The sequence below is a fragment of the Ramlibacter sp. bp-362 genome, from assembly GCF_054956735.1.
Window position 1 is genome coordinate 1 of sequence record NZ_JBUDXE010000002.1, and the last position, 23,353, is coordinate 23,353.

20 protein-coding genes are annotated in these 23,353 nt (G+C 61.8%); 3 read left to right on the top strand and 17 right to left on the bottom strand.

Translation table 11 applies throughout. The features are described from left to right. The 3 genes from ACY0MJ_RS02515 to ACY0MJ_RS02525 all read right to left on the bottom strand — a co-directional run. Positions 1-2,637, bottom strand: a 2,637-nt coding sequence (locus tag ACY0MJ_RS02515; protein ID WP_462636702.1) for a calcium-binding protein, incomplete at its 3' end; no start/stop codon positions are given. Continuing rightward, on the bottom strand, positions 2,634-3,200 hold the full coding sequence (locus tag ACY0MJ_RS02520; protein WP_462636703.1) for a hypothetical protein: 567 nt from the start codon (positions 3,198-3,200) through the stop codon (positions 2,634-2,636). The genes ACY0MJ_RS02515 and ACY0MJ_RS02520, both read right to left, overlap by 4 nt. 414 nt (positions 3,201-3,614) lie before the next feature. Continuing rightward, positions 3,615-5,675 (bottom strand): peptidase domain-containing ABC transporter, encoded by a 2,061-nt coding sequence (locus tag ACY0MJ_RS02525; protein WP_462636704.1) that lies wholly within the window; start codon positions 5,673-5,675, stop codon positions 3,615-3,617. Positions 5,676-6,372: 697 nt separating this feature from the next. Between ACY0MJ_RS02525 and ACY0MJ_RS02530 the strand changes: the two genes are divergently transcribed. Then, positions 6,373-7,881: a hypothetical protein gene (locus ACY0MJ_RS02530; RefSeq protein WP_462636705.1), complete on the top strand. Its 1,509-nt coding sequence runs from the start codon at positions 6,373-6,375 to the stop codon at positions 7,879-7,881. A 12-nt stretch (positions 7,882-7,893) separates the two neighbouring features. On the opposite strand, the gene ACY0MJ_RS02535 is transcribed toward ACY0MJ_RS02530, so the two are convergent. The 7 genes from ACY0MJ_RS02535 to ACY0MJ_RS02565 form a co-directional block, all read right to left on the bottom strand. Beyond that, entirely contained in the window at positions 7,894-8,196 is a 303-nt protein-coding gene (locus tag ACY0MJ_RS02535) for a YHYH domain-containing protein (RefSeq protein WP_462636706.1), read from the bottom strand. A 729-nt stretch (positions 8,197-8,925) separates the two neighbouring features. Beyond that, on the bottom strand, positions 8,926-9,405 hold the full coding sequence (locus ACY0MJ_RS02540) for a hypothetical protein (RefSeq protein ID WP_462636707.1): 480 nt from the start codon (positions 9,403-9,405) through the stop codon (positions 8,926-8,928). A gap of 30 nt (positions 9,406-9,435) precedes the next feature. After that, positions 9,436-9,972 (bottom strand): hypothetical protein, encoded by a 537-nt coding sequence (locus tag ACY0MJ_RS02545; RefSeq protein WP_462636708.1) that lies wholly within the window; start codon positions 9,970-9,972, stop codon positions 9,436-9,438. A gap of 374 nt (positions 9,973-10,346) precedes the next feature. Continuing rightward, complete coding sequence (locus ACY0MJ_RS02550) at positions 10,347-10,772, bottom strand: hypothetical protein (RefSeq protein WP_462636709.1); 426 nt, start codon at positions 10,770-10,772, stop codon at positions 10,347-10,349. A gap of 441 nt (positions 10,773-11,213) precedes the next feature. Continuing rightward, the gene (locus ACY0MJ_RS02555) at positions 11,214-12,764 is read right to left on the bottom strand and encodes a recombinase family protein (RefSeq protein WP_462637087.1); all 1,551 of its coding nucleotides are present in this window, start codon (positions 12,762-12,764) and stop codon (positions 11,214-11,216) included. Next, positions 12,745-14,292, bottom strand: a complete 1,548-nt coding sequence (locus ACY0MJ_RS02560; protein WP_462636710.1) for a recombinase family protein — start codon at positions 14,290-14,292, stop codon at positions 12,745-12,747. Before ACY0MJ_RS02560 ends, ACY0MJ_RS02555 begins: the two co-directional genes overlap by 20 nt. A gap of 866 nt (positions 14,293-15,158) precedes the next feature. Further along, positions 15,159-15,617, bottom strand: coding sequence for a helix-turn-helix domain-containing protein (locus tag ACY0MJ_RS02565; protein ID WP_462636711.1), 459 nt, complete (start codon positions 15,615-15,617; stop codon positions 15,159-15,161). 708 nt (positions 15,618-16,325) lie between these two features. Between ACY0MJ_RS02565 and ACY0MJ_RS02570 the strand changes: the two genes are divergently transcribed. Continuing rightward, the gene (locus ACY0MJ_RS02570; protein WP_462636712.1) at positions 16,326-16,652 is read left to right on the top strand and encodes an HAD domain-containing protein; all 327 of its coding nucleotides are present in this window, start codon (positions 16,326-16,328) and stop codon (positions 16,650-16,652) included. A 735-nt stretch (positions 16,653-17,387) separates the two neighbouring features. Here the strand turns inward: ACY0MJ_RS02570 and ACY0MJ_RS02575 are convergent. Further along, positions 17,388-17,609 (bottom strand): hypothetical protein, encoded by a 222-nt coding sequence (locus ACY0MJ_RS02575; RefSeq protein ID WP_462636713.1) that lies wholly within the window; start codon positions 17,607-17,609, stop codon positions 17,388-17,390. A 987-nt stretch (positions 17,610-18,596) separates the two neighbouring features. Continuing rightward, complete coding sequence (locus ACY0MJ_RS02580; RefSeq protein ID WP_462636714.1) at positions 18,597-18,926, bottom strand: helix-turn-helix domain-containing protein; 330 nt, start codon at positions 18,924-18,926, stop codon at positions 18,597-18,599. A 72-nt stretch (positions 18,927-18,998) separates the two neighbouring features. Between ACY0MJ_RS02580 and ACY0MJ_RS02585 the strand changes: the two genes are divergently transcribed. Next, positions 18,999-19,505, top strand: coding sequence for a hypothetical protein (locus ACY0MJ_RS02585; RefSeq protein ID WP_462636715.1), 507 nt, complete (start codon positions 18,999-19,001; stop codon positions 19,503-19,505). Positions 19,506-19,880: 375 nt separating this feature from the next. Here the strand turns inward: ACY0MJ_RS02585 and ACY0MJ_RS02590 are convergent, their stop codons facing one another. The 5 genes from ACY0MJ_RS02590 to ACY0MJ_RS02610 form a co-directional block, all read right to left on the bottom strand. Further along, positions 19,881-20,084: a hypothetical protein gene (locus ACY0MJ_RS02590; protein WP_462636716.1), complete on the bottom strand. Its 204-nt coding sequence runs from the start codon at positions 20,082-20,084 to the stop codon at positions 19,881-19,883. Between the two features lie 32 nt (positions 20,085-20,116). After that, a complete protein-coding gene (locus ACY0MJ_RS02595) occupies positions 20,117-20,479 on the bottom strand; it encodes a hypothetical protein (RefSeq protein ID WP_462636717.1) in 363 nt (120 codons plus the stop codon). 85 nt (positions 20,480-20,564) lie between these two features. Further along, positions 20,565-21,248 carry a hypothetical protein gene (locus ACY0MJ_RS02600; RefSeq protein WP_462636718.1) on the bottom strand — a complete coding sequence of 228 codons (684 nt, stop codon included), beginning with the start codon at positions 21,246-21,248 and terminating at the stop codon, positions 20,565-20,567. 100 nt (positions 21,249-21,348) lie between these two features. Then, positions 21,349-22,761 carry an Arm DNA-binding domain-containing protein gene (locus tag ACY0MJ_RS02605; RefSeq protein ID WP_462636719.1) on the bottom strand — a complete coding sequence of 471 codons (1,413 nt, stop codon included), beginning with the start codon at positions 22,759-22,761 and terminating at the stop codon, positions 21,349-21,351. Continuing rightward, positions 22,754-22,999, bottom strand: coding sequence for a hypothetical protein (locus tag ACY0MJ_RS02610; protein WP_462636720.1), 246 nt, complete (start codon positions 22,997-22,999; stop codon positions 22,754-22,756). The genes ACY0MJ_RS02605 and ACY0MJ_RS02610 overlap by 8 nt, the downstream gene beginning before the upstream one ends. Positions 23,000-23,353 lie beyond the last annotated feature (354 nt).

A 23,353-nucleotide genomic window follows, 5' to 3' on the forward strand; every position in this document is an offset into this window, starting at 1 on the left:
GTAGGTGAAGTCCCGCTGCTGGTTGCGCAGCAGGTCGTTGCCGTCACCCCGGCCGAACAGATACACGTCGCTGCCCGTGCCACCCTGCATGGTGTCGTTGCCAGCCTCGCCGTCCAGCGTGTCGGTGCCGCCCTGGCCACGCAGGTAGTCCGCGCCCGAGCCGCCCAACAGCGTGTCGGCCCCACCGGCGCCATACAGCGCGTCGGCGCCAGCGCCGCCGTTCATGACCTCGGCGGCTTCCGTGCCGTAGAGCGTGTCGTTGCTTTCGCTCCCGGCGTAGAGCCTTGCGCTCAGGTCCGCATCAGTGAAGACAGTACCGTCGGCAAACTCAATCAGATCAACACTGACGCTGTGATTGATGACGTTGCCCTGGAAGAATCCGCCCAAAGTCACCTCATCGGCGGCGCCCCGGATCTTTAGGACCAGATCGTCACCCTGGCGGGTCGCCTGCAAATCGGAAGCGTGAATGCCCTCCTTGAAGCGCAACACGTCCGCGGTGCTGGCCGCGTCGCTCTCCGCCACATGCGGCGCGCCATCGTTCGGCCGATTGCTGATGTAGTCGCGCCCACTGCCCCGTCCGAACAGGTAAACATCACTACCTAAGCCGCCGCGCAACAGGTCGTCGCCCGATCCGCCATCGAGCAGATCATTGCCGGCACCGCCATACAGCGCGTCGTTGCCTTGACCACCCAGAAGTACGTCATCGCCGGCATCACCAGACAACATGTCGTTGCCTGCTCCGCCGTCTAGAACATCGCCACCTTCTCTACCGGTAAGCTGATCCCACGTAGCCTTGCCGAGCAGGATATCGGCTTTAGCCGTTCCACGGCTATCGCCTCCTAGCAGCTTGACGCCTAAAGATTGCAGTTCTGCTTGGAACTGGGCATCAGCAGAATAGGCATCCACCCAGCCGCGCAGCTTTTCTGTTGCGCCCTGCCAACCCAGCTCGATCAAACTGGAGCCTTGTGTCTTGACCAGTTCCGCGAGGTCCAGCGTGGTCTCCTTAGCATCGCTCCGATACCTCGTGTCCATCAGCACATTGAGCGCCGTGAAATCGAAGCGAACGCCGCTATCGTCGATGTTCATCTCGATAGCATCCAAATACGGCTTCAGGCGAGTCTGAGAGAGCAGGCTGTCGTAGAGGGCCTCTTCGATCGCCGTGGTCTGCTCCTGATACTCTGCGCGCCAATTGATGCCGCTTCTTGCGAAAAACACGCCTGAGACGGTGCCCCGCAGTGCATCCATCACCCGCACGTCGCGTGCGAAGTCCGCTTCAACCGTCACCGGTGTCGGCGGCTGGAGAAAGCTGGTCAGACTTGCCGCTTGGCTGCGCCTGACATAGATGACATTAGGCGAGTCCAGGGTCCGTAGTCCCCACGAGTACCTGTCCTCGAGCACCGGTTGCTGGAAGAGGGGATCTGTCTTGGCCCACTCAGTTAGCAACTCTTGAATGAGCGCCTTTTGCTGAGCACGCGTCCCAGTAGCGTACTGGGCAAGCAACTCTGCAAGCGCGGGCGAAAGCGCAGCTGCCTCGCGCAAGTCCCGCAAACGTCCCATCCCCTTGAGGCTGGGGAGCCCCATCAAGCTTTCAGGTACTGCAACGGGCTCACCGTACTGGCTGTAGAAACCATCCTGTACGGTACTGAGATCGACGGCCGTGGTCACGCTGCCGTCCGCATGCGTGACGTTTACTGCACTGCTCGCGTTATAGCGCCCTCCATCCACCTGAATAAGGTTGCCATTGGTCGGCGCGTTGGGTTGCAGGCCGATCTCAGTGAGCCCGGCCTCTGACAGCGTCTTGAGTTCGCCTGACTCCGTCAAACCGTTTTGGTTTAGGTCCTGCCAAATCTTGAGTTCTGCAAAGGCACCGTCCTGTGCATCAATCCTTTGGTCACCGTTGGAGTCGAGTGCGCCTAATGCGGCAAGGCCGGATGTTGCCTTTTGACCGTTGGGAAGCTGTGTTTGGTCGCCGAACAGCTCGGCACCGCTATCAATCTGACCATTACCGTTCAGATCTCGGGCGAGCCAGGCATCATCCGACTTCAGCCAGCCGGTTCCGGTACGGAGTCCGTCTGCATCATGGTCGAACATCACTGTCGACGGACCATTGATGCCGAGGGTTTCAATTCCGTCGCCGTCCAGATCAATGGCAAGGGGATCGATGTAGACGATCCTGTATGTCGGCGGCGATGTTGGAGCTCCTGGGCGGCGCACTATTGGGTCGAATCGGGCCTGCGGCCCCCAAAGGTCAAACGCCGCCTCTCCAGCTCTTTGCCCTATTCCTTTCGCGGCCGTTATCGCCTCCCTGTAAAGGAAGTCGCCAGCGGCGCCAACTGCGAGACCACCTGCGACGGCAATTACTCCTGTTCCCCCGATGGCAGCCCCTAGTCCTATGCCAAAGCCGACCGCGCCAACGGCAGTGACTGAATCGAGCAAGCGATCCGAGCCTGCTGCGGCGTCGATGACGGCTTGGGCTTCTTTGAGTAGCAAATCTGCTTGATCAGCAACATCTTTGAGCTCATTCAGCCTGGTCGCAACGTCGTCGGCGATGCTTCGTAGCGCCTGCATGGCTTCGGGGCCCGCGCGGACTGCAACCACGCCGTTATTGAAGTAAAAGTACGCTTGTCCTGCAGTCACATGCTCCTCCTGTTTGCGAAAAGACGGAAGAATCCCCCGAATAAAAAGACCATCGATGCCCAAGCTGAGGCGCTGACGATCAACGCCTGCATTACAGCCACTCCCCCAGTGCGCTCTGCGAGGCGAGCGAATGCGATTCCGAAGTCTCCGGAGAGGCCGACGTACATCCCCAGTAGCGAGAGCGCACCTATGACGAAGTGCAGACCGTCCTCTGAAGAAGCGAGCGCGGCTCTTACGGTAGCTCCATGGCGCCTGACGGACGTTGCCCATATGCCGTCCGATACCGGCAGCAGATTGACGGACGGTATAAGGCACAAATCACCTAGGCATTTCTGGCTTGCAGCTCTTAACCCAGCTATCTTCTCGGCAGGTACGTTCTGATCCAGAATCCGCCCGCATCGCCGCGCCCAAAATGCCGAGGTGCCTATTGTCGTAGACAGGGTAACCAAGCTACTTACGAGCAACAGCTCCATGTACTCGAAGCGGCCCGCGAAGTGTCCCGCAATGGGCAGAGTAATCGCGCTGATGTTAGCAACGTTCACTAATAAGGTGCCGATCTTCATCTTGCTCGCTGATAGTTGAAGTACACGAGCACCACTAGGGGCGCAAGAAAGAGAAGAGTTCGTAGCAGCCTCGAAATTGCGGCCTCACTATTGATCATCTGCCGTAGGCGGACATACCAGAGGAATGAAAGTATCGGCATGATGGCCCAGATCGCAATCCATTTAGCGGCACCGCCGCGGCTGGTGCTTGCGAGGTCTGGGAATAGTGCGTTAGCCAGCAGCAGCGCAACGCAGCAGATCGAGCTCAGGTAGTAAGTCCTCCCCTCTGTTTTATGGGACACCGTCATGAATAACGTACGGACTGACTGTTTCTCGACTATCACCTGAGTCTTCATTTGCAGGTTTCACGCGATGAGCGACGGCGGGTGCAATGAGGCTCCAGGCGGAACGAGAACGCTCCTACACTGGCCTCGCTTAGGGGTTAGCGCTATCATTTAATCGACTTCTGGGCCTTGCTTCCCCTGTGGCGGCGGCACGCATCGCCTTTGCGCCGCGCGCGTCAAGATGAACTACTTCATCTAGCCTTAGGCCCTTGGGAATCGCGTGGGTAATAAAGACCATCGTCACCTTGCCCTTCAGCGCGTTGATGGTCTGTGCGAACTGCTCGGCCGTTCCCGCATCAAGCGCACTAGTGGCCTCATCGAAGATCAGCACCTTCGGTCGCTTCAGGAGGGCCCGCGCAATTGCGAGTCGCTGCTTTTGTCCACCGGACAAGCCCGCCCCGCGCTCGCCGATCGGCGTCTGGTAGCCCTGCGGCAACGCCTCGATGGCCGCGTGAATCTCGGCCATTTTGCACGCCTGCGCCACTTGTTCAAATGTGGCGTGCGCGTTGGCCATGGCCAAGTTTTCGTAGATGGTCCCCGAGAACAGCACTGTTTCTTGCGGCACCACGCCGAAATTGGCGCGCAGCTCATTGGCGCTCAGGTGCCGGATGTCGATTCCGTCCACCTTGATTTGCCCTTCGGTGGGCCAGTAAAAACCTTGTAGCAATTTGGCCAGCGTGCTTTTGCCACTACCGCTAGGACCCATGATCGCCACCGTTTTGCCGGGCTGGATTTCCAAGGTGAGGTTTTCGTAGAGGAACGGCCGGTCGAGTCCATAACGGAACGAGACACCCGCGATTTCGATGCGTCCGTTGCCTTGACCTTTGCGTGACGGCGTGAGGCTGTAGGGTTCGATGGGAGCGTTCATCAAGTCACCTAGCCTCGCCACGGCAAGTCGTGACTGCTGGAATTGCTGCCAGAGCCCGACCAGCCGCATCACGGGCTGGCTAAGCTTGCCGGCGAACATCTGGAAAGCTACCAGCATGCCGATAGTGAACACGCCCTTGCCACCTGTGGCCGGATGCATGACGATCCACGCGCCCACCACTAGGATTAGCAGCGTCATCAACTGCTCCAGCGTGGAAGCCACGACGTTATAAGTATTGCCAATCTGCTTGGTGCGAAACCCTGAATGGAGGAAGCTGGCCAGATAGCCGGCGTACTTGGCCTTGAGTTGTGGTTCGAATTGCAAACTCTTCACCGTCTCAAAGCCTGCGATGTATTCAGTGAGGAAGGCCTGGTTGCGCGCGCCGAGCATGAACTGCTCATTCAGTCGGCGCTGGAATATCGGCGCGACCAAGGCGGAGAGCAATGCGATGACGGCCAGAATCCCTAGAGCCAAGAGAGTTAGAGGGACCGCGTAGTAGAACATCACCGCTACTGCAATTAGCAGAAAGGGGATATCCAAGATCAACGTCACGGCTGCCGAGCTCACAAATTCGCGGATTGTCTCCACTCCATGCAGACGCGCTGCGACCACGCCCGTGGGACGGTTCTGAAAGTAGCGCGGTGGCAGTTTGAAGAGGTGGTCAAAGACCGTGGCGGCCAATACCGCATCGACGCGGTTCCCTGTATGCAGCACCAAATATTGCCGCACCCAGGTCAGAATGGCCGTCGCGGCCATGAAGATCCCCATGCCGATGCTGATGGCGATCAGCGTACTCTCGGTCTGGTGCACCACGACCTTGTCGATGATGACCTGCGTGAAGAGTGGCAGCCCTAGCGCTAGAAGTTGCAGGACCAAGCTGGCACCTAGCACGTCTCGCCAGACCTTGCGATGCCTTAATAGCTCAGGCACAAACCAGTGGAAACCAAAGGCAGTCGCGGCGGCTTGCTGATCGGGGTCATTGGCGGCTTCGGCTTGCGGCCGTAAGTCGATGACCCAGTCGGTGAAGCGCTGACCAAACTCTTCGACCCGTTCGGTCACAGGCTCGGTGGCGCCGGCAGGAATCCACGTCACTGTCGCTTCGTCGGCGGCAACCAGTAGGCCCGTGCGGCCGGCTGAAGTGTCAGTGGCGGCGAGCAAAAGGATGGAACCGCGGAGCAATGCCAGCTCATTGGCCCTAACGGCGCGTACGTTTGCGCCGAAGCCAAGCTCCCGAGCCGCCTCGACGAGGCTGGCAACGCAGTAGGGCGGCAGATGCCGCTGCAAGACGAGCTGCGCGTCAAACGGCTTGCGCGCGAGCGTGCAGCAAGATCCCAACGCCCAGACAAACTCCGGCTTCGATAGTCCCTCTCCCTCCACTGCAATTTCTCTTTTTGATTCGACTGACGCACTTTCTTACGCGTAAAGTAGCTTGTAAATAGGCTTTTGGGCATTAGGCGCCTAGCCGTGTCGAGGTTGCAACACGACTCCGCAGGACTGCTCCCCCATTGAGAGGAGTGGTTCAGATCTGAATGAGAAAAAAGTTCGAGATTGGCGAACTTCGGAATTACGGCGAGATGGCTGCCGGGTTTGAACTCGGTCACCGCCGTGCGTAGTGCGGACCCGATCGCTAGCCCTCGCCCACAGCCACGGGCATGCGGTCCCCGAACTCGACGCCATGCTGACCGTTGGTCTTGACGGTTCACCCTTCCCATTGGGCATGCGGGGGAAGGCGGCGCGCTGCAGCGTCTTGGCATTTTGATCATTGGCGCCACGACGCCACCAGGCGAAGCGCCCTTCCCCGGGAAGCCTAGCCCGGTGCGCCCTTTTGCGCGAAGGGGATCCGCGGGCACCGCACCAGCTCGCTTCTGCGGTCGGCAACACCGCAAGAACATCCCCCAAATGGACGAAGCGATCAGTCACAGACTGCCACTAGCCTTCGCGAGGGCCGTGGAACTGCCGCTCGGCATACGAGGGAGACTATATGCATCCAGTTTGGTCACTGTCGGCTATTGCCCTCCTCCTCGCCGGGTGCTCCACACCGCACTTCTTCAACCAGTCCGCAGATGTCACGGGCTCTAGCCTGGTGACGGATGCAAAGCAGCGGGCCATACTGTCCTTGAGTCGGACGGACTCACGCACCAATACGACGCGCCGGATCGTTTGTGCTGAGCCCAGCCCAGACGTGGCTCAAGCGCTTTCCGACGCGATCAGTGCTGGACTGAGCGTCAGCCTCAAGGCCGGAGCTGCAGATCCAGTAGACAAGAGTCTAGGCGGCCAGTTCTCGCGCAGTTCCGCCGCAAGCGTTGCGCAGCTCGGCGAACGCCTAGCAGTTGTCCAACTATTGCGCGACCGCATGTACCGGGCCTGCGAGGCGTATGCGAACGGGGCCATCAATGAGGCCGCTTATACGCTCCTCATGGCCAGGAACGACAAGACCATGATGTCGCTGCTGTCCAACGAGATGGCCGCAGGCGCATTCGGCCGTGCACTTGCCTTAATTGGAGGCACGAGCGCGACCGCCGGAGTCTCTGACCCGGATCTGACGAAGCAGAAGGAAGCAGTAAAGACCGCCTCGGCCAAGTTGGTGGCGGCATCGCAGGCGACTGAGCCGAAGAAGGACGAGATCAGCGTGGCTGCGGCAGCTCTGGACGGTGAGGTTGCGAAGCTCACTGCAATGGAGCGGCAAGTGGCTCAAGCCTCTACGGCTGCAGGCAGCGCCTTCGGATCGCTGAACAAGACGGGGCAGTCTGCCGAAGTGCAATCGGTCGGCGAAATCCACAAGAACTACATTGACGACGACGGGATCGACCCACTCGTCGATGCTTGCATCATCGGCGTCGAACGTCTGAACAATGAGAGTCCACGCGCTCAAGCCTTCCTGAACTCCATAAATGGACGCCTGATCGAGACGCGGACCCAAGCCTATGAAATTCCTGCACGAATCAATGAAATCCGAAAGAGCATAGCAGCCATGCAAGCTGACAGGACGGGTCTAACGATTGAGCTGGGGACCGCTCCGCCTCCTAACACTCCCCCATCGGAAAAGCAGCGGGAAGTCCTAAAGAAGTTGGCATATATAGATCAGTCCATTACTGCCAACGAGTTGGCTATCAAGGATCTTCAGTCACAGCAGTCCATCCTACTCAACACAAGAGGGGTGGAGTTGCGCGACCTATACCTCGCAAGCCAATCCGCCTTTGCCGCCTTCTGTTTCGAGTCGATCCTCGCCGGAGAGTCGCACTTCATGAATTCGCGCATGAAGCAAAAGAGAGCGCTCCGCGGAGTCTCACCTGATCGTGATCAAGTGACCAGCAAGCAATTGGACCTATGTCTTGGCGCATTGAAGGCTGATAAAGCCACGATCGATGACAAGACGCGTGCTGCCGTACTGGGGCAATGTGCAGATGTACTTAAGCGCGCTGCCGGCGAGGGCTCATCGCCAGATCTGGAAGGGACTCGACCGCCCGCGGGCCAGCAAGCAGGAAAGTAGCGGTCTCTGCCGTCAGCATCCTTTGTAGTTCTTGCGTCCGCTCTTCGTGATCGTGTAGGTGCCTCCGCGCGGGCCCACAAAACAGGTGGGCATGCCTGGGGCGGTCTTCGGTGATGCCTTGTCGCCCGGCCGCTCTGACCTTGAAACATCAGGCGCCGGCGCGACACTCGCGCCGCCCCTATGACAGTGGTACTCGCCAGTCTTCCTGTTGTTGTGACATCCCTCGCCATTGAGCCCTCCAGGGTGCGCGATCGCACCGGTCGAGACCAGTAGCGCAATTAGAGCTGCGTGCTTCATGGCAGATCCGTAGAGCATGGGTTAGGGGTTTATCTCCACAAGGCCACCCCCGCATCCTCATAACGGATGAAGCTTTGGGTTCTGCGCGCAACCCTATCCCGGGAAGCGACCGACGGAAGTGGCCACGCGACAGGGCTCGCCTACCCTTCTGGCGCGCAGTACCGCATGCGGCGCGCCGCCGCTTGCCGTCATACGCCAGGATCTTTTCCACTTTCTTAGCAGAGTCTCGCTGACCGCCCTCGCGCCCTTACGGCAGAGTCAGCAGCATTCCGACGTCCATCCGCGGCGGTGACTCACAGCCCCGCTATTCCGCTGCGCCTAGCTTCATGGCACGGACCAGAATCAGGGCCCGCGTATCCAGGCGGCGGTGCATCCCAATCAGCGGATCGCAGCACGCCAGAAGAGACGGGTTCTCGGCACTCGGCAGAGGAAACCCACGCTGAACGCCATTCTGGTGAAGGCTCCAATTCGGCGTTGGATCGCATGAAGAATCAAGAACGAGCGAAGGCGCAAAGCGGGCTCGGCCCCACGAACACCCGTCCCTCGTAGCGAAGCCGCACGTGGCGGAAGTGAATCCTGAGACGAATCACTTCCACCAACAGCTCAGGTCGCTGGGAGCAGCAGGGGTGTGAAGCAACGCGAACACCAGTAAAGCTGCCGGCCACGAAAGAAGGTGCGCATCCACCATCTGCGGTGAACCTTCTTGTAGCCGCCGGTGCCGCAGGCGCAATGCTTCCATCTCACCATTCATTGCCCCATGTGAACCCACTGGTCTTCAGGGAGCGCGCAGACAAACGCAGCGATCAGCTGAAGTGCGCCATTCTGCGCAGCCCATTCGACTTGATCGCGAACTCGAATCCGCTTCGTCAGCTTCGGAGTACTTCGGGCCGCCGCTCCGCAGATGGCTGCTGGCGGGTCCATCCCCACGGCCTCACGCAGGATCGAGCACAAGCGGCTCCACTGGGGCTCCGATGGGCAGATCCGATTGAAGCGCCTGACTTCTGCCATGACGTCGTCGACGGTAAATCCGTGTCCTGGCTGTTCCCTGGACTCGGACAAGCCGGCCATCTGCGATGGGACAGTATTCGAGAATGCGGCTCTTTCGTGCGCCTGGAGCTGCATGAATGTCTGCCACACGGTCTCGCTATTGCTCTCCACCACCTCTGGGAGCGGCCCAAGATCCGCCAGCACAGATGTTTTTTGCCCTACGTTCCACCACTCGTCCATTGCTCCTCCTCGTCAACGATGAAGTCAGGCTCACCCCACCTGCATCGGCTGCGTGGCCAGGAACTCTGCGGGTTCATGTGGCCGCCTTTTCGCACCTGCTTGGAATTGCACTTCCAGCCGATCGCGGGCTGAGGGGCCAGAGGCTGCATCGGCCTTCTTGGGCTGCCAGCCATGTGTCGGCGGCGGCAGCGCCGGGCACGTGCTGTCATCCACGACGTCATACCGCCAGGACACGCCCGCAAACCACGCCGGCGAAAGGGGATCGATGCGAATGAGCCGCGTGAGGATCGCACGCTGGATCGACACCGTGTAGGGAAGCAGCGAGGGCAGCCACTCTCTCACGACCAGGCGCACGTGCGTGCCCCGAATGCGATCCCGCGTATGGCCTGGCAAGACTTCACAAGCGACCCACGTCGTCGGGATGCCGTGCTTCTTGAGCACATCCCTCACAGCCATCTTCACCAGTTCATGCCGGGTGCCGTGCTGCTGCATGGTGGCCGGTGCTCCGGCTCGTCCGGGGGCTGCGCCCGGCTTTTGAGTGCCGAACAGGCGGCGGATGAATTGCATGACGTCTCCAGGTTGAAATGCCACCGTCAGGCGTAGCGGCGGAGTACGCGAGAAGCGGCCGTCGCAGGAAGGGGCCGCGGCGGCATGTAGACGGCGGAGTACAGGCCTCGCTGCTGGACCCGGGGCCGGAACACTCTCAGGCCGCAATGGAGGCAGCGATAGAGGCGGAAAAACGGAACGACCCGCATCCGGGAAAGCCTTGGGATCCGAACCCACTTCTTGCAATCGCATCTGCAGTCAAGGTACGTGAGTCTTCCTGGCTGCAAACGTCGGCCGAGGTACGCGGGCTCCGGCATCACCTGCGTTGGCGCGAAATCGCGCTCGATGGAATGAAGATAAATCCTGGACATGGCCAACTCCGGGCTTGAGGACCACTACACGGCTGCTGCCGTCGGGGCTACTTGCGCGTGAACCAAGCTGCGAGCACGGCGCACGCGAGCGATGGCCTCCAGCCATACGCCCTGCAGCCGGACTGCTTCGGCTGAGCCCGACGCCAGGCTATGTTCGTAAGCAGCCCACGCCGCCTTCTGCCACTGGATGGCATCCTTGAGCGGACCTTTCGCCGAGGAATGACCTTCGGCTTCGTTCGCTTCGTTCGTCCCCTTGCGTCGAGGAGAGGTCGACTCGAGAAAGGCTGCACGCGCGTGGTTGGCCGCAGCAATCGAGCGCCGCCAGATCCTGAGTTGATGGGAATCGTGGGGCCCGGCAAAAAGTGCATCCCATGCAGCCCGCTCCTTTCGCAGCAGCTGCTTGTAAAGGTCCTCGGCGTCAGCGACGGCCAAGTGTTCCACTGCAGGCATCCTAGAGTCCTCCGAGCGAAGCGGGCTGGTTCACGTTCGTGCAGCTGTCACGAACATCCAAGCGGACTCCCGACATCCCGGCGGCTGCGCCTGTCCGCAGAAGAGCGGTTGCGCGATCAGCCGAAGGCGGCAAAAGGGTCTGGGAGTACATGTTGCGAAATGCTACGGCCGGGCTTGGCTGCGCGAAGGGCCATTTCCTTCCGAATTGCTAGGCGGATTGCTTAGCGCCGTAGTTCTCTTGGGAGAGTCTCAAGTCGGCACTCGCCTGCGTAGGCAATGTCCGTAGCAAACCTCGGTGGTACGCAAATACCTCCACACGCGGGACGCAGCATGACAAGCGCGCCAACTCTTGACGCTAGCCGCCTTAGCCCTGCCGCGCGCTATGCGCCACTCGGGCACGTTGTTCAGCAAATGGTGAGTCGTCCGGAAAACACTCGAGTTCTATTGAATTCGCACGCCTAGGGTCGCCAGGAGCTCCAGTCCCGTGCAGCACCGAACCCCACAGGCAGGCTCAAGCTCTAGTGACCACGGAGAGGCTTCGTACTCCGGTGCCGTTACAAGCACGAAGTCGGCCGCACCTCGGGCATCTTGCATCCGCACGAACAGCACGTACTGGCAGTCGCCGCAGGTCCGCTTTTTGATCTGCCATCGCGGCCTGCCCGCAACGTCCTTGCGCCAGAGGATCTGAACAACTACGCGGCTTCGACCCTGAAGGAGGATCGCGCATTGATGGGGGAGCCGAATCGCGGGAACATCTGCGCCACGCAGTAAAGCCAGCAAGTCGTGAATGAAGCGCTCGACCAAGCCTCGCGTAGCCCGCATTCGATTCCGCACCTCAGCCAGTCCGTTGCGACGATTTGCCACGGCGAGTTGCGCAGCGGCAAGAAAGGAGCCGAACCGCCTGCGGTAATTTGCGGCCGACTGGCATCCGTAGAGCGGAAGGTCTCTTTCCTTTAGGTTGGGCTGCCGGCGAAGCGCATTGCGCAACGACTGGAGAACCTCTCGATCCGAGAGCCTGCATGCGGTGGGATCTTGTCGCTTTCGCTTGGCGCGCTCCCATGTTTCGCGATCAACGATGGCCGGCAGCACTGCCACTTTCCGGCTGAGTTCCGCATCGTCATCCGCACGTCGGCATGAACGCGCGCTATGGGCATTGCGACCCCAGACGAAATCCCCGACATACGCTTCGCACCCGAGAAGAAGGCCAATCCCAGCCTCGGAAAATCTCGTCCCGCGTGAAGTGACCTCGCCCTGGCTGTTCAACAGATCAGCGATTCGCTGCATCGATAGTTTAGTGGTCGTGTACAGGTGAAAGATCGTCCGAACGAGCTCCACCTCGTGCTCTGGGCCCAGGACCCAACGTACTCGGTCCGTCGGTGCTGGTTTTCGCTCGCCCGCTTCCAGCACTCGCTTCCGAGCTCCATCGGCAGAGACCGCAACTCGCCTGAATCCGAGACATGGCAGGAGTCCCATTTGGTAGCCCATTTCCACGACCCTGCTCTGGCCGGCGCGCGACTTGGAAGCCAGTTCCCGGCTGTACTCAGCGGCCATCACGCGTCTCATGCTCTTAAGCAGCGCCGTCGTCGGGCTTGGGTCCGAGGAAAAGATCTCGCCCACATAGTGGACCTGGACGCCATGCAGACGGCAGTGATATTCGTAATACGCCGCGGCATCGGTGTCCTGAAAGCGACCCCATCGACTTACGTCATACACGAGAACCATGGAGAAGCCGCAGTCATCGGACAGAACGTCCTTAAGAAGCTGCTGCATTCCTGCTCGGAGCTTGATACTGAGGCCGCTGCGCCCCTCGTCTCGGTATGTGGCGACGATGGCGATGCCGCGGATGTCTGCGTACTCGCTAATCGCGCGCTCTTGAATGGCTATCGAGAGGTCTTGCTGATCCGTGGACATCCGCACGTATTGCGCAGCCCGAATCGGTGGGGTGGATCTCGCGGAGGACGGCATTACCGAGTCACCGGCGGGCTGACACATCACAAAGCGCACGTGCAGCAGATTCCAGCGATTTGTGGAGGTAGGGCGCGAGCATGGGATCGTCGCGTGGGCGCATGAAGACCGGCAGTCGAGCGAGCACGCCCATGGATAAAAGCAAATAGTCGCGGATCCCATCGTTGCCGGGAGTCATTCTGCAGGCCAACAGCACGTGCGCACCCAAGTTGCGCTGGTACGCGGCGCGCCAACCCGCGCGATACGAGTGGGAGCGCTGGAAGCGGCACAAAACAACTTCGACGGTGGTATGCCCTTCGACGTCCTCGAATGCGATCAGCCCCCGCGGCTCTCCACTGGAGCGCCGCCCGAACTTCTGGAGTTCTTGGCGGAGTGCCTGTTCCACCTCGCCACGCACTGTTTGGAGCGCTCGATTCACCTGATGAAAGTCGAATCGAGGACGGAGCTGATATCCGATCTTCTCGTAAGCTTGACTGAGAGTCCCGAAACGCATGATCACCGTGTTCGCTGAGGGCAGCTCTGGAGCTGCGTTGATGATGGCCGTCGTGAGCTTGCCTTCGCGTTTCAGAACTAGTCTCAAGGCTTCAAGGATCTGGGCTTGCGATACGTATGTCTTCTGGCTGAAGTGACGCACGCGGCTGGCCGCTTCGAACAGCTCTCTCGGGACAATTGGTGCGAAAGCGGCATCGCAGCGGATCCATGTCTCAGGTGGGTTGACGATTTGCCGGGTGCGAAGTCTCTGGCAGAACTGGCCCACAATGTTGTTGCCGATGTACTTCTCGTTAGCCAGGATGGTCCGTACGAGGTTGCGGGACCAGCGTCGGTCGAAGCAGGTGCGTCCCTCGGCGTTTAGGTCTGCTGCGATTTCCCGTTCGCTCTTGCGCAGGTAGATGTAATCCCGGTAGATGCGCTTGACGACTCGGATCTCCTCTTCCGGGCCCGGCACCAGGGTGACGCGGTCCGACTGGATGCACTTGCGCTGGTGGTCCTGCAGGATCATCCCGGGATTCCTGCCATCCTCCAGTACTTGCCGGCGCAAGGCGTAGCCGGCGATTCCCCCGACCCGGTAGCCCATCCGCCCAATTCGGGCCTTACCCGCGGCCACCTTGACCGAGAGTTCGCGGCTGTACTCGCCGGCCATAGCCCTTTTCAGCGCTTTGAGGACGCTGCCAAAGGGAGTTCCATCAGCGCCGAAATGCTCGGCGCAGTAGATGACCCGGATCCCCGCTCGTCTGCAAAGGAACTCGTAGTGGGCGCTTTCGTCTGCATCCTGGAATCGTCCCCAACGGCTCATGTCATAGACAAGCACCGCTTGAAACTTCGCGGCGCCAGCGATGATGGCGGCCAAGAGGCGTGACAGGCCTGGCCGATCCCGCAGCGTCAAGCCGGTGCGCCCTGGGTCCGCATACGACTCCACTATCTGCATACCGTTGGCCTCCGCATAGGCGTGGATCAAGGCCGACTGGTTCGCGATCGAATACCGCTGGTGGTCCGTCGACATGCGGACGTACTCCGCCGCGCGGATTGGCTGTTGCTCCTTGCAGTACCTGTCCACGCTCGGATCATGCGCTCCCCTGCAGGTTAGGAGCTGTGAACAGCGTCACTTCGGCTCGCGGCAGCCAGCCGAGCGCCCCGGAAGCTTAGTTGCTGTAGAAGAGGAAGGCCTAGGAGCGACCTTTCCCTCAGAATTGAGGGCGTTGCGAAATTGGTCGCGTGATGCTCATCACAGCCACGAAGATCGGAAGCCCCCAAGATCACGGCATGTTTCACCGGCTAGCTTGGGTCGGCCTGCGCTGCTGCCGCATGCAGATGCGGGAGCGCATGCTGCGCTGGCGCCGACGGCAGGCACAGATGCGGAGCATCTAGTCTGCAGGCGAACGCTTGGTCAGGCCATCGGCGAGCTCAAGTCGTGTGACCGGGCCTCGAGCAGAATGCGCAGTCGTGATCCTCCACCAGGACGGGGGCGCCGCTTCGCTTCAGAAACGGCGGAGTGGCACGTCACGTGAATGCCAAGATCTTCTCGATTGGAAGCCGCCGGCATGTATGCTCGATCATGCTCCGGGCTCTGTTCGTGACCAGGCTCGTAGGACGAAAGCTGAAGTTGCGCGGGCTCCGGCGGGAAGTGCATGAGTTCGAGCCATACGCGATGCATCATGGATGCGCTCTGGCGCAAAGGCCGGCACGTTGCGGCAACGCGGTCCCGGCAGAAGGGCAGTCACGCGACGTCGCGCTTGGCAGGGGCGCCGCGCCCGGATTGTCCGTGCGGCGCGCCCTCGCGAATCGCCGTGTCCAGCGGCGCCCTGCGGCCGTAGCTAGGATGGGCGGTATTGCGGCGCGGAGGCTTCCAGCCAAATTCCTCCGGACTAGGATCCAAGCCGGCTCAGGCGGGCTTTGCAGCGTCGACCACCGCTCCGACGTAGCTCACGAGGCCTGCTGCTCCAGGCGAACCAAGGCTTCGCGCTTTCCCATTGTTCGGATCGCAGCGATCGCTTCGAGCTGCGCGCGTCGCGGCCTCACCTCGCCCGATTCCCACTTGTAGATCGATTGCCCCGAAACACCGAGCAGCTTGCCGAAGTCCGCCGCAGACAGGCCGAGACGTTTGCGGTGGTTGGCCAGCCCGTCCGCGCGAAACCTTAGTGGCTGCTGCTCATCGTCACCATCCGAAGCGACGCGACGGCGAGAGGCTGCGTTGGTGGACTTGGCATTTGCCTTGGCCGCGCTCTTCACGGACCGCTCCAGCGCATCAATGGATCGGCGCAGGGCCGCAATCTGCGAGCGATGCTGCGCAGCCGCCCTTTTCAGGGCAGCCAGCTCGGCACGGATCTCTTTGCGGGCAATCCTCGCGATTTCGGATTTCAGCGCAGTGGCGATGTCGGGCATGTCGCGGATTATGCACATTAGGAACTTTCGAACCTGCAGCGTGCATCACGGGTGCCACTTCAATTTTGGACTTGCCTGTCGGATCGCAGCGTCTTCCCAATCCATCGCTCGGCCTCAACTGCTGACTTGCGCGGACCACGCGCCTTACAGAACGGCTCGAAACTTTGCGTTTGCGACCTCTTTCTGCAGCCAGGGTCACACAATGAGGGATTGACGGGCCATGCGGCTGCGCTAGGCTACTTGCAGGAGCGTTTCGATGAACCCGGTTTTCGAGCAGGCCGTCGTCACGGCGCGATATTCGTTGCGCTTGTACGCGGCACCTTTCGTCGGCGCGGCACGGGGCGCCTTGCACGAGGTGCGCCGCGTCCGGCGCCAAATGGAGCGCGAGCAACGTAGGCTGCTTGCCCGTCCCCTGGGGGCGACGCGCACAAAGTGATGGCCACTGCCGTCGCACGCTGCATCTGCGCGCGGGCGGACATGTTGAAAGGCGTCGTTCCCGTTCGCCTTGCAGCACACACCTTGGATGGCCTCTCAAGCACGTTCCGGCGACAAATAGTGGCGCCTACAAGAGCGATCTCCCTGATTCACCCGGTCCGCCCATGTCGGTCGGGCGCCTTGCGCGAGGTGACGTGTGCGCTTGGTATTCCTGGATTTTGACGGTGTGCCGCACCCAGCCCCTACGAAGCCGGCCGAATCACAGCCGTTCGAGTGGGTTGCGCAGTTGACCGCGCCTCTTTCGAGGCTTCGGATTTGGGGATTGCGGTGCACTCGTCGTGGGCCCAGAGGTTTGAGCTCGAGCAGCTGCGGGACTTCCTCGGGCCCCTCGGGTCACGTGTGGTCGGCCGCGTTGAGCCGGGCTTCAAAGCGAGTTCGATTCTCCATTTCCTGCAGTCACGACCTGATGTCACCTCCTGGATCGTGCTCGACCACGACAGCCGTGAGTTCCCCCCGAGCTTTCCGGGACGCGTGATTGCGTGCGATCCGGCGCGCGGAATTTCGGATCTCGCAGTCCAGGAGCAAGTCCGCCGCCGCTAGCCTTGCCTGGTCATCCGGTTGCGAAAAGCGCTCCTTTAGGCGCATCAAATGCCCCTTCCGCATGAACTCGCGCGCGTCGTGAGGCAGCGTTGCCAAGAGATTGGCCTCACGCCACGGCGGCTGTCAGAGCTCTCGGTTGGCAACGACGACACTGTGCGGAAGGTGCTTGATGCGACGAGCGAGGATGTGAGCCTTTCGGATGCGGAGAGCATCGCAAATGCCGTTGGCCTGGCGCTCGGGGGCATGGGAGGTCGGCGGCGGCGTCGAGGAACGCAATGCGCAATGTCCGTTGCATCGCGAAGTGCATCCACGAGCTTTAGAGATCGCATGCCACCTCAGGCGCTGGCCGAGTCGTTGGCGACAGGAATTCCCGCCGCCGAATACAGACCGCACATTCGCGCACTGCTGGACGAAGCTCCCATGGGGTTGCTGGCAAGCCTCGCCGACGAAATGCAAGAACGCCGGGGCACCCCTGCGGCACAGACATGGCAGAGGATACGGCAGTTGGCCGCCACGCTCGCCTGCCTGCGTCCCATTTGGCGGTGAGTTCTGCACTTGCAGCACGTGTGCATCCGCCCAATCCACTGTTGGCCCACGCTTGCTCCTGCCTTCAATTTGGGCCAAACCGTCAGGGCAGCCGCCACGGAGGCAAGGACTTGGGAAGCACAAACAAAAAGGGCCGCCCTTATGGGGCGGCCCTTTTTCGGTTGAGTATGCAGCACGGCGCACAGTGGCTCAGTGCAACCAGCGCTGCGTGGCCGCGGCGACCCTCAACTCGCTCGCTGGACACGGCGTCAGGAAGTGGCTGCCCAGCGCATGCTCCGAGCTCTTGATGGAGGGCAGCCACAACTTGCGCGGTGCGAGCGGCCGCTGCAGCGGCAGGTCGTGCGGGGGCAAAGGCGAGTTGCCGCCCTGCGGGCCAGGAAGGTACACGGGGTCCTTGTTCAGAATGTTCATGGGTTGGCCTCAGGTAAAGGATTGGCCCACGCGCTCGTCGAGCGAGCGGCGTGAGCCAGTTGAGGGAACGCCTTTGCACAGGGGCCCAGGCGTGGAGATGCACGATGACCGGGAGTCCGGATCGACTTCGGCAGGTGCTGCGATCCGGCGGGACGCCGGTTCGCCTCGGGTGATGGTCGTGTCCCGGTGGGCACGACGAGGGTGGCCACCGCCACGCAACGCCTGTCATGTTGACGAGGCTTGCCGCTGCGCGCAAACGATCGGGGCCAGCTGGGACTGCCGTTCGTCGGCTCGCGTCCCTTGCCATCCCCCACAGCCCGGTGCCACCCAACGGTCGCAACGGACGTCTGCGGGTGTGTGGCGCTCACGCCCAGACATGCCGCTCTTAGCCCCCAAGGCGGCGCGCCTTGCGTTGTCAGCCCTGCCGCTGCAAAGAATCCAAAGCAAGACCAACTCGGATGCCTATCTCCTTGTGAGCGCGGTCCTCATGGGAGTGCTGCTGCGGGTCGCGCGCCGGGCGACGATCAAGACGCCGGCAGTTTGATTGCGCATGCTTCGGTACCATCGTCTGTGGGCGCGTTTGGAGAAGCAGGCGGCGGGCCGCCGCCTGCGCCTTCGCCATGGCCCACGCCGAGCAGGTGGACGTTGTGCGTGCAAAGGGTGTGCGCCCGGCGAATCAACCGCGTTCGGTGCGGAGACCGGCGAGCAGCGTCCGCAAACAATTCGCAGTCCCCTGCGGATCAGCAATTGGAAGGATCGTTCATGCAGAAGTGGCTGGAGCGCAACTTCAGCGACAACGTTCAGGCCCAGAAGACCATCGCCACCTGGGCCAGTGTTTGGTGCGATCGGGGCCATCATGTTCGCCATCGCTTTCTGGCTGCTGAAGCATTCCGGCTGAGGCAGGCGGCGAGTCTGCTTGACACGGTCGCACAGATGCCGGATGGCACGCCGTTGCGGCGATCACTTCTGCGATCGAACCCGCCTGGGCTACTTGGTAACGCGCCCTCTGGAGAACCGTTGCTGCGTCGACCTGACCCGTGCAGGCGGCGACCCCGAGGGACTCTCCAGCAAGGTCGCAACCTCCACTCCGAACGCCTCGGCGACCTGATACAGCATGGTCAAGGTCGGGTTCGCCTGACCGGACTCCATCCGGCTCATGTAGGTGCGAAACACGCCGATGCGCTCTGCCGCATCTTCTTGCGTCAAGCCTTGTGCGGCGCGCAATTCCTTGATCCTCTGCCCAAGCAGGCGCCGTGGATCCGCCTTGCTTGTGGAGGATTCGCCAGGTTTGCGATGCGGCTGAGGCGGAGCAGGCACCGGTGCAATGTCGCCAACGTATACTCATTCGTACACACACTAATCCGGACATTCGCTCCAGGAAGGATGGAAATGAAGGTGACTGCTGCGGGGAAGACGTTTGAAGTGGTGGAGTCGACGGGCCCGGTGCCCGGCCGTCGCTCGCTCGTATTCGTGGACGACACCGGCCGCGCATGGCCTGACTTGTTTCTGTACGACCCGCTGAGCCAGACGGTTCACTATGACGCAGAGCAGGTAAGCCAGTTCGTCATGTCTGCCCGTGTTTCTCAGGTCCGTTTGGCGTCGGCCCTGCTAGCGACGACCGATACGATCACGGCCCTGGGCAGGGGTGCCCACCGCTTGGCCAGCGGCGGCTATGGAGGGACATTCGGCTTCGGGAGCGCGGGTGGGCTCATTGCCGCGGCGGGGGGCCTTCTCAATCTGCTCGTGCAGATGGTGGCGTTCATCGTGACTGTGCCGTTTCGTCTGCTCGGGAGCGCGGTTCGATGGTGGCTGTCGCGGTCCATCAGGGCCGAGGAGCAGGAGCTGGTGCAGTCCATGCCGCAGGTATTCGCCGCACTGCGGCCTTCAGGTCATTGAGGTTTCTGCCGCCCCCCTCGCGGCCAGAGGCAAGACCACGGGGGCCGAGTGCCGATGTAGCGAGCAAATCGCAGCCTGCGCGAGCCGACATCAGGATCGACGTATCTGCGTCGGTAGTCTGACGGGGCGCAGCCGGCGACCGACGCGGCGTCTTGCGGCAAGGCATCTCTGCCTTGCGGGCACGGATAGTGATGCCCTATGAGACGTAAGGCCAGCTGCTTCGATCACGCTTCGATGCGTTGTTTGGGGAACCGCAAAGGGCACCTCTCCTCTGAGAGACGATCCCGCAGCGATAGCGGGCAACTATCTCTCCTCGGCTGTAGAAGTAGAACGGCGCCTTGCGGCGCCGTTTCGTTTGGCAGCAGGGATCCAGCGCTACCCGGCTGGTCCCGCGTCGTAGATCTCCAGCAGGCGCAGGACATCTTTCGCGCGACCTGTCGCTACGAGTTGCCTGGCGGTGGCGCCCTCGAATTCACGCAAGGGCTCGGCCTCGTACCAGGTGCGGGCCTTGTGCGCATCACCGCCCGCGAGCTCGCAGGCGGCAGCGAGCACTTCGGCTTCGTCAGCTTCAGTGGGCATCAACTTCCTTTCCAAGATGCAGGCAGTGCGGTTCAGGCTAGATTGAAATGCAGGCGGCCTTCGAGCTGCACCTTGGCGCGCCGCTCCATGCCAGCCGCCCAGTCGAGGGTCTTCTCGGGAAACAGGCGCGCAGTGACTTCGCTGCGGACGACGCCGGCTTCAACGGTGCAGGACCAGAACGAGCCGAACACCTCCTTGAAGGCCTCGCGGCTGTCGGCCTCGCTTTCCGCATGGTCGATCCTGGCCAGCACGGTCACGCCCTCCCCGGTGCCCTGGAACACAGACCACGCGGTCCACAGGCGCACTTGCGGCTGCGCGGCGTTGTGCCCCTGCGAGGGCTCCAGCTTCGGCTGCTCGCCTTGCGCGGCGTTGCTGGTTGCTTTCCGGCTATCCATTTCGAATCTGTCCTTGAATAAATGCCCGCCACCGGCAGGCGGCGGGCGGTGGCCGGTGGTCAGTTAGCGGTGGTGTGTCTCGCGCTCACCAGCCGCGCCACACGCGCTGGATCGTGGTCATGCTCATACGCACGGCGGTCACGAGACGTGCCACTTGCTGCAAGTCGCACTCGTCCTCCTGGCCACCGACGTCCAGCGCCGCAGCGAGCGTGGACGCGAGCACGTGGTTGTGACAGCGAAGCGACCGCAAGGGGTCGCGCAGCAGCATGTGGCGCAGCGCCACGGTGGTGTCCGCATCGCTGATGCGGCGCACGTCGGTTGCCGGCCGCAGGCTCGGGTCGGCGGCCACGAACATCCCGCAGGGGTAGGCGAGCGCAGCAACCCAGGCCAGGTCGTGCTCGTGCGCCAGGAGGCACGCCGCACGCGCAGCAGTCTTGGCCGCACGGATCGCGCAATCGAACGGAAGCACGAGCCGAAAGCTCGCGCGCCTGCCGTGCATCTCGCGCACCGGCGCCGGGCGGAAGTAGGCGGCGAGCATCTCCGTAGGGCGGAACATCTCGGCGGCGAAGTCGTCGAGCTCCCTGGGAGCGAGGCGCATCGGCATGCACCCCGCGGCATGAACGCGCAGCGTCTTGAGTTCGGCCGCCGTGAGGTTGTCCGGGTCCGCCTCGTGGCCCAGGATTGCGGTGAGCGGAGACGGCAGGGAGCCGCCGCGCGGCAGCTTCCCCGGGGAGGAGGAATCGTCGTTGAAATCGTTCTTTTCGGTCATGTGGGCCTCGTATGCAAGAAAATTTGGGCGTAGGGTTCCCCGCACCGGCTCGCAAGCCGGTGTCGAGGAAGACATCAAAGGTGGTGCTGACGCCTAGCGGTCAGGCATAGGCCACGTACACAGGCGGGGGCTTCGCGCGCGGCGCAGGCGGGGCGTCACCCTTGCGGCGCTCCTTGTTGTGGACTTGGCGCGCGATCGCACCGCGCAGCTTCGGCACCGGCATGGCGGGCGTCGGGGCGGCCTGGAGCGTCGTGCCGCTGGAAGCGCTGCGGTGGTCCTGCAGCGTGTTGGTGAGCGACACGCGGCTGGCAAGCAAGCGTTCCATGGCGCTGCCATCCTGGCGCGTGAGGTTGGGCACATACCGGCTGTACACGCGAAACAGCATCTCGGTGCTGGCATGCCCCATCTGCCGCGCGATCCACTCGGGCGCCTCGCCCGACGCAAGCCAGAGCGTCGCCGCCGTATGGCGCATCTGGTACGGCCGGCGGCGGTCCAGCCCGAGATGACGCAGCAGCGGATACCAAACCCGGTCGGTGAAGTTCTTGTTGTCCAGCGGGCGCCCCAGCACGTTGCAGAACACGTACTCCGAGATCCGACCCGTGGCCTCGAACTGCAGCTTCAAGGCGTCGAACACCGGCTGGCTCATTTGGATATCGCGCTGGCTACCGTCGTTTTTCGTATAGTCGTCCTGATCGAGCACGAAGGTTTCGCGCACCAGGATCAGCCGCCGCTCGAAGTCCACGTACTTCCACTTCAGGCCATGGACCTCGCCCGTGCGCATCGCAGTGAAGAAGCGCACCGTGAAGTAGCAGCGGTAGTCGGCGCGGACCGTGGCGAGGATGCTTTCCACCTCCGCCAGGCTGAACGGGTTCACGTCCGCCTTGGGGACCTTCAGGCGCCGGATGCCGTTAATGGCCGGCGTGAACTGGAAGCGGTCGGCGGCTTCGTCCAGGATCTGGCAAAGCAGGCCAATGATTTCATTGATCCGCTTCGAGGAAAGACGGTCCTTGCCTCCGCGACCTGGTACTTTGGCGAGTTCGGCGCGGAAGGCAAGGATGTCGGACTTGGTGATACTGCCGACCGCCTTTCCCCTGAACCGGGGAACAAGGCGACCGTTGAGGGTGGACAGCAGCGACTTGATATGGCTGCGGCGCCATTCGATCGAGCGCTCGTCGACCCACTGGTTCGCGAACTCCTCGAATGCCGGCGCCTGCACGCCCGCCACCTCCATCGATTGCGCCGCCGCGATGGCGACATCCGTAGATTCGACCGGCACGGGCTCCGCATCACTCTTGCTGGCAAGGCGCTGCAGCGCCTTGCTGTTCGGAAAGTACGCCTCGTAGGAGAAGGTGCCGGCCTGGATTTCGGACTCGATCCTTGCGAGGACTTTCTCCAGCTTCTTACGGTTCGCAGGAGTGTCCGGCAGGAGCGTGTATTCCCTGCACCTTTCGCCGTTGAACCGGAAGTCGAAGAACAGTGCTCCGTTCGGTTTGTGCACCCGGATGCTAGGCATGCAGGACGCCTCCGTTCGCCATCGGGATCGCCGTGGCCTGGGCGCTGCGAGTGAGCGGCGCCGCTTGCATGTCGCGCTCAATTGCGTCCCAAACGTAGAGGATCTTCCGGCCGCCAAACGGGCGGAAGTAATGCACGCCCTCAATCAGGACGCTGTCCTTCAAGCGTTCACGGATCGTGCGGACGTCGTATTTTATGCGGTCCGCGAGTTCTTCGGTTGTGAGATAGCAGACAGTCACTCGTTCTCCTTGGCCTTGCTTGCGGTGACGAGTCATTCATCACCTGCAATTCAAGCTACCGGAGAAGAGAAGAGCGTCAAGCCCCAACGATGAGATATTTCGCGGTGCGAATCTCGCTCCCCCGCGCGAACGTAAAGCGATGCCGCCGATCGTTGAAGATTTGAGAGTTCTGCACTTCAAGCATCCCGAAGCAGCCGACTGCGACCGCTTGGCCGGGAGTGGACCTCCGCTCGGTTGCAACTGGGGCAGCAACGGCCTGCGGCTACCGCTCATATCCGCCGGCAAGAACGACTGCTTTGCAGCGGTTGCTGTCGGTCGTCGGTGGACACCAAGGTCACGGTCTTGGCGACAATG

Bases quoted from the DNA above. Each gene is read 5' to 3' on its own strand.
- ACY0MJ_RS02520 (WP_462636703.1), bottom strand. From the start codon at position 3,200: ATGAAGATCGGCACCTTATTAGTGAACGTTGCTAACATCAGCGCGATT.
- ACY0MJ_RS02530 (WP_462636705.1), top strand. From the start codon at position 6,373: ATGCATCCAGTTTGGTCACTGTCGGCTATTGCCCTCCTCCTCGCCGGG.
- ACY0MJ_RS02535 (WP_462636706.1), bottom strand. From the start codon at position 8,196: ATGCTCTACGGATCTGCCATGAAGCACGCAGCTCTAATTGCGCTACTG.
- ACY0MJ_RS02540 (WP_462636707.1), bottom strand. From the start codon at position 9,405: ATGGACGAGTGGTGGAACGTAGGGCAAAAAACATCTGTGCTGGCGGAT.
- ACY0MJ_RS02545 (WP_462636708.1), bottom strand. From the start codon at position 9,972: ATGCAATTCATCCGCCGCCTGTTCGGCACTCAAAAGCCGGGCGCAGCC.
- ACY0MJ_RS02550 (WP_462636709.1), bottom strand. From the start codon at position 10,772: ATGCCTGCAGTGGAACACTTGGCCGTCGCTGACGCCGAGGACCTTTAC.
- ACY0MJ_RS02555 (WP_462637087.1), bottom strand. From the start codon at position 12,764: ATGTGTCAGCCCGCCGGTGACTCGGTAATGCCGTCCTCCGCGAGATCC.
- ACY0MJ_RS02565 (WP_462636711.1), bottom strand. From the start codon at position 15,617: ATGCCCGACATCGCCACTGCGCTGAAATCCGAAATCGCGAGGATTGCC.
- ACY0MJ_RS02575 (WP_462636713.1), bottom strand. From the start codon at position 17,609: ATGAACATTCTGAACAAGGACCCCGTGTACCTTCCTGGCCCGCAGGGC.
- ACY0MJ_RS02585 (WP_462636715.1), top strand. From the start codon at position 18,999: ATGAAGGTGACTGCTGCGGGGAAGACGTTTGAAGTGGTGGAGTCGACG.
- ACY0MJ_RS02590 (WP_462636716.1), bottom strand. From the start codon at position 20,084: ATGCCCACTGAAGCTGACGAAGCCGAAGTGCTCGCTGCCGCCTGCGAG.
- ACY0MJ_RS02595 (WP_462636717.1), bottom strand. From the start codon at position 20,479: ATGGATAGCCGGAAAGCAACCAGCAACGCCGCGCAAGGCGAGCAGCCG.
- ACY0MJ_RS02600 (WP_462636718.1), bottom strand. From the start codon at position 21,248: ATGACCGAAAAGAACGATTTCAACGACGATTCCTCCTCCCCGGGGAAG.
- ACY0MJ_RS02605 (WP_462636719.1), bottom strand. From the start codon at position 22,761: ATGCCTAGCATCCGGGTGCACAAACCGAACGGAGCACTGTTCTTCGAC.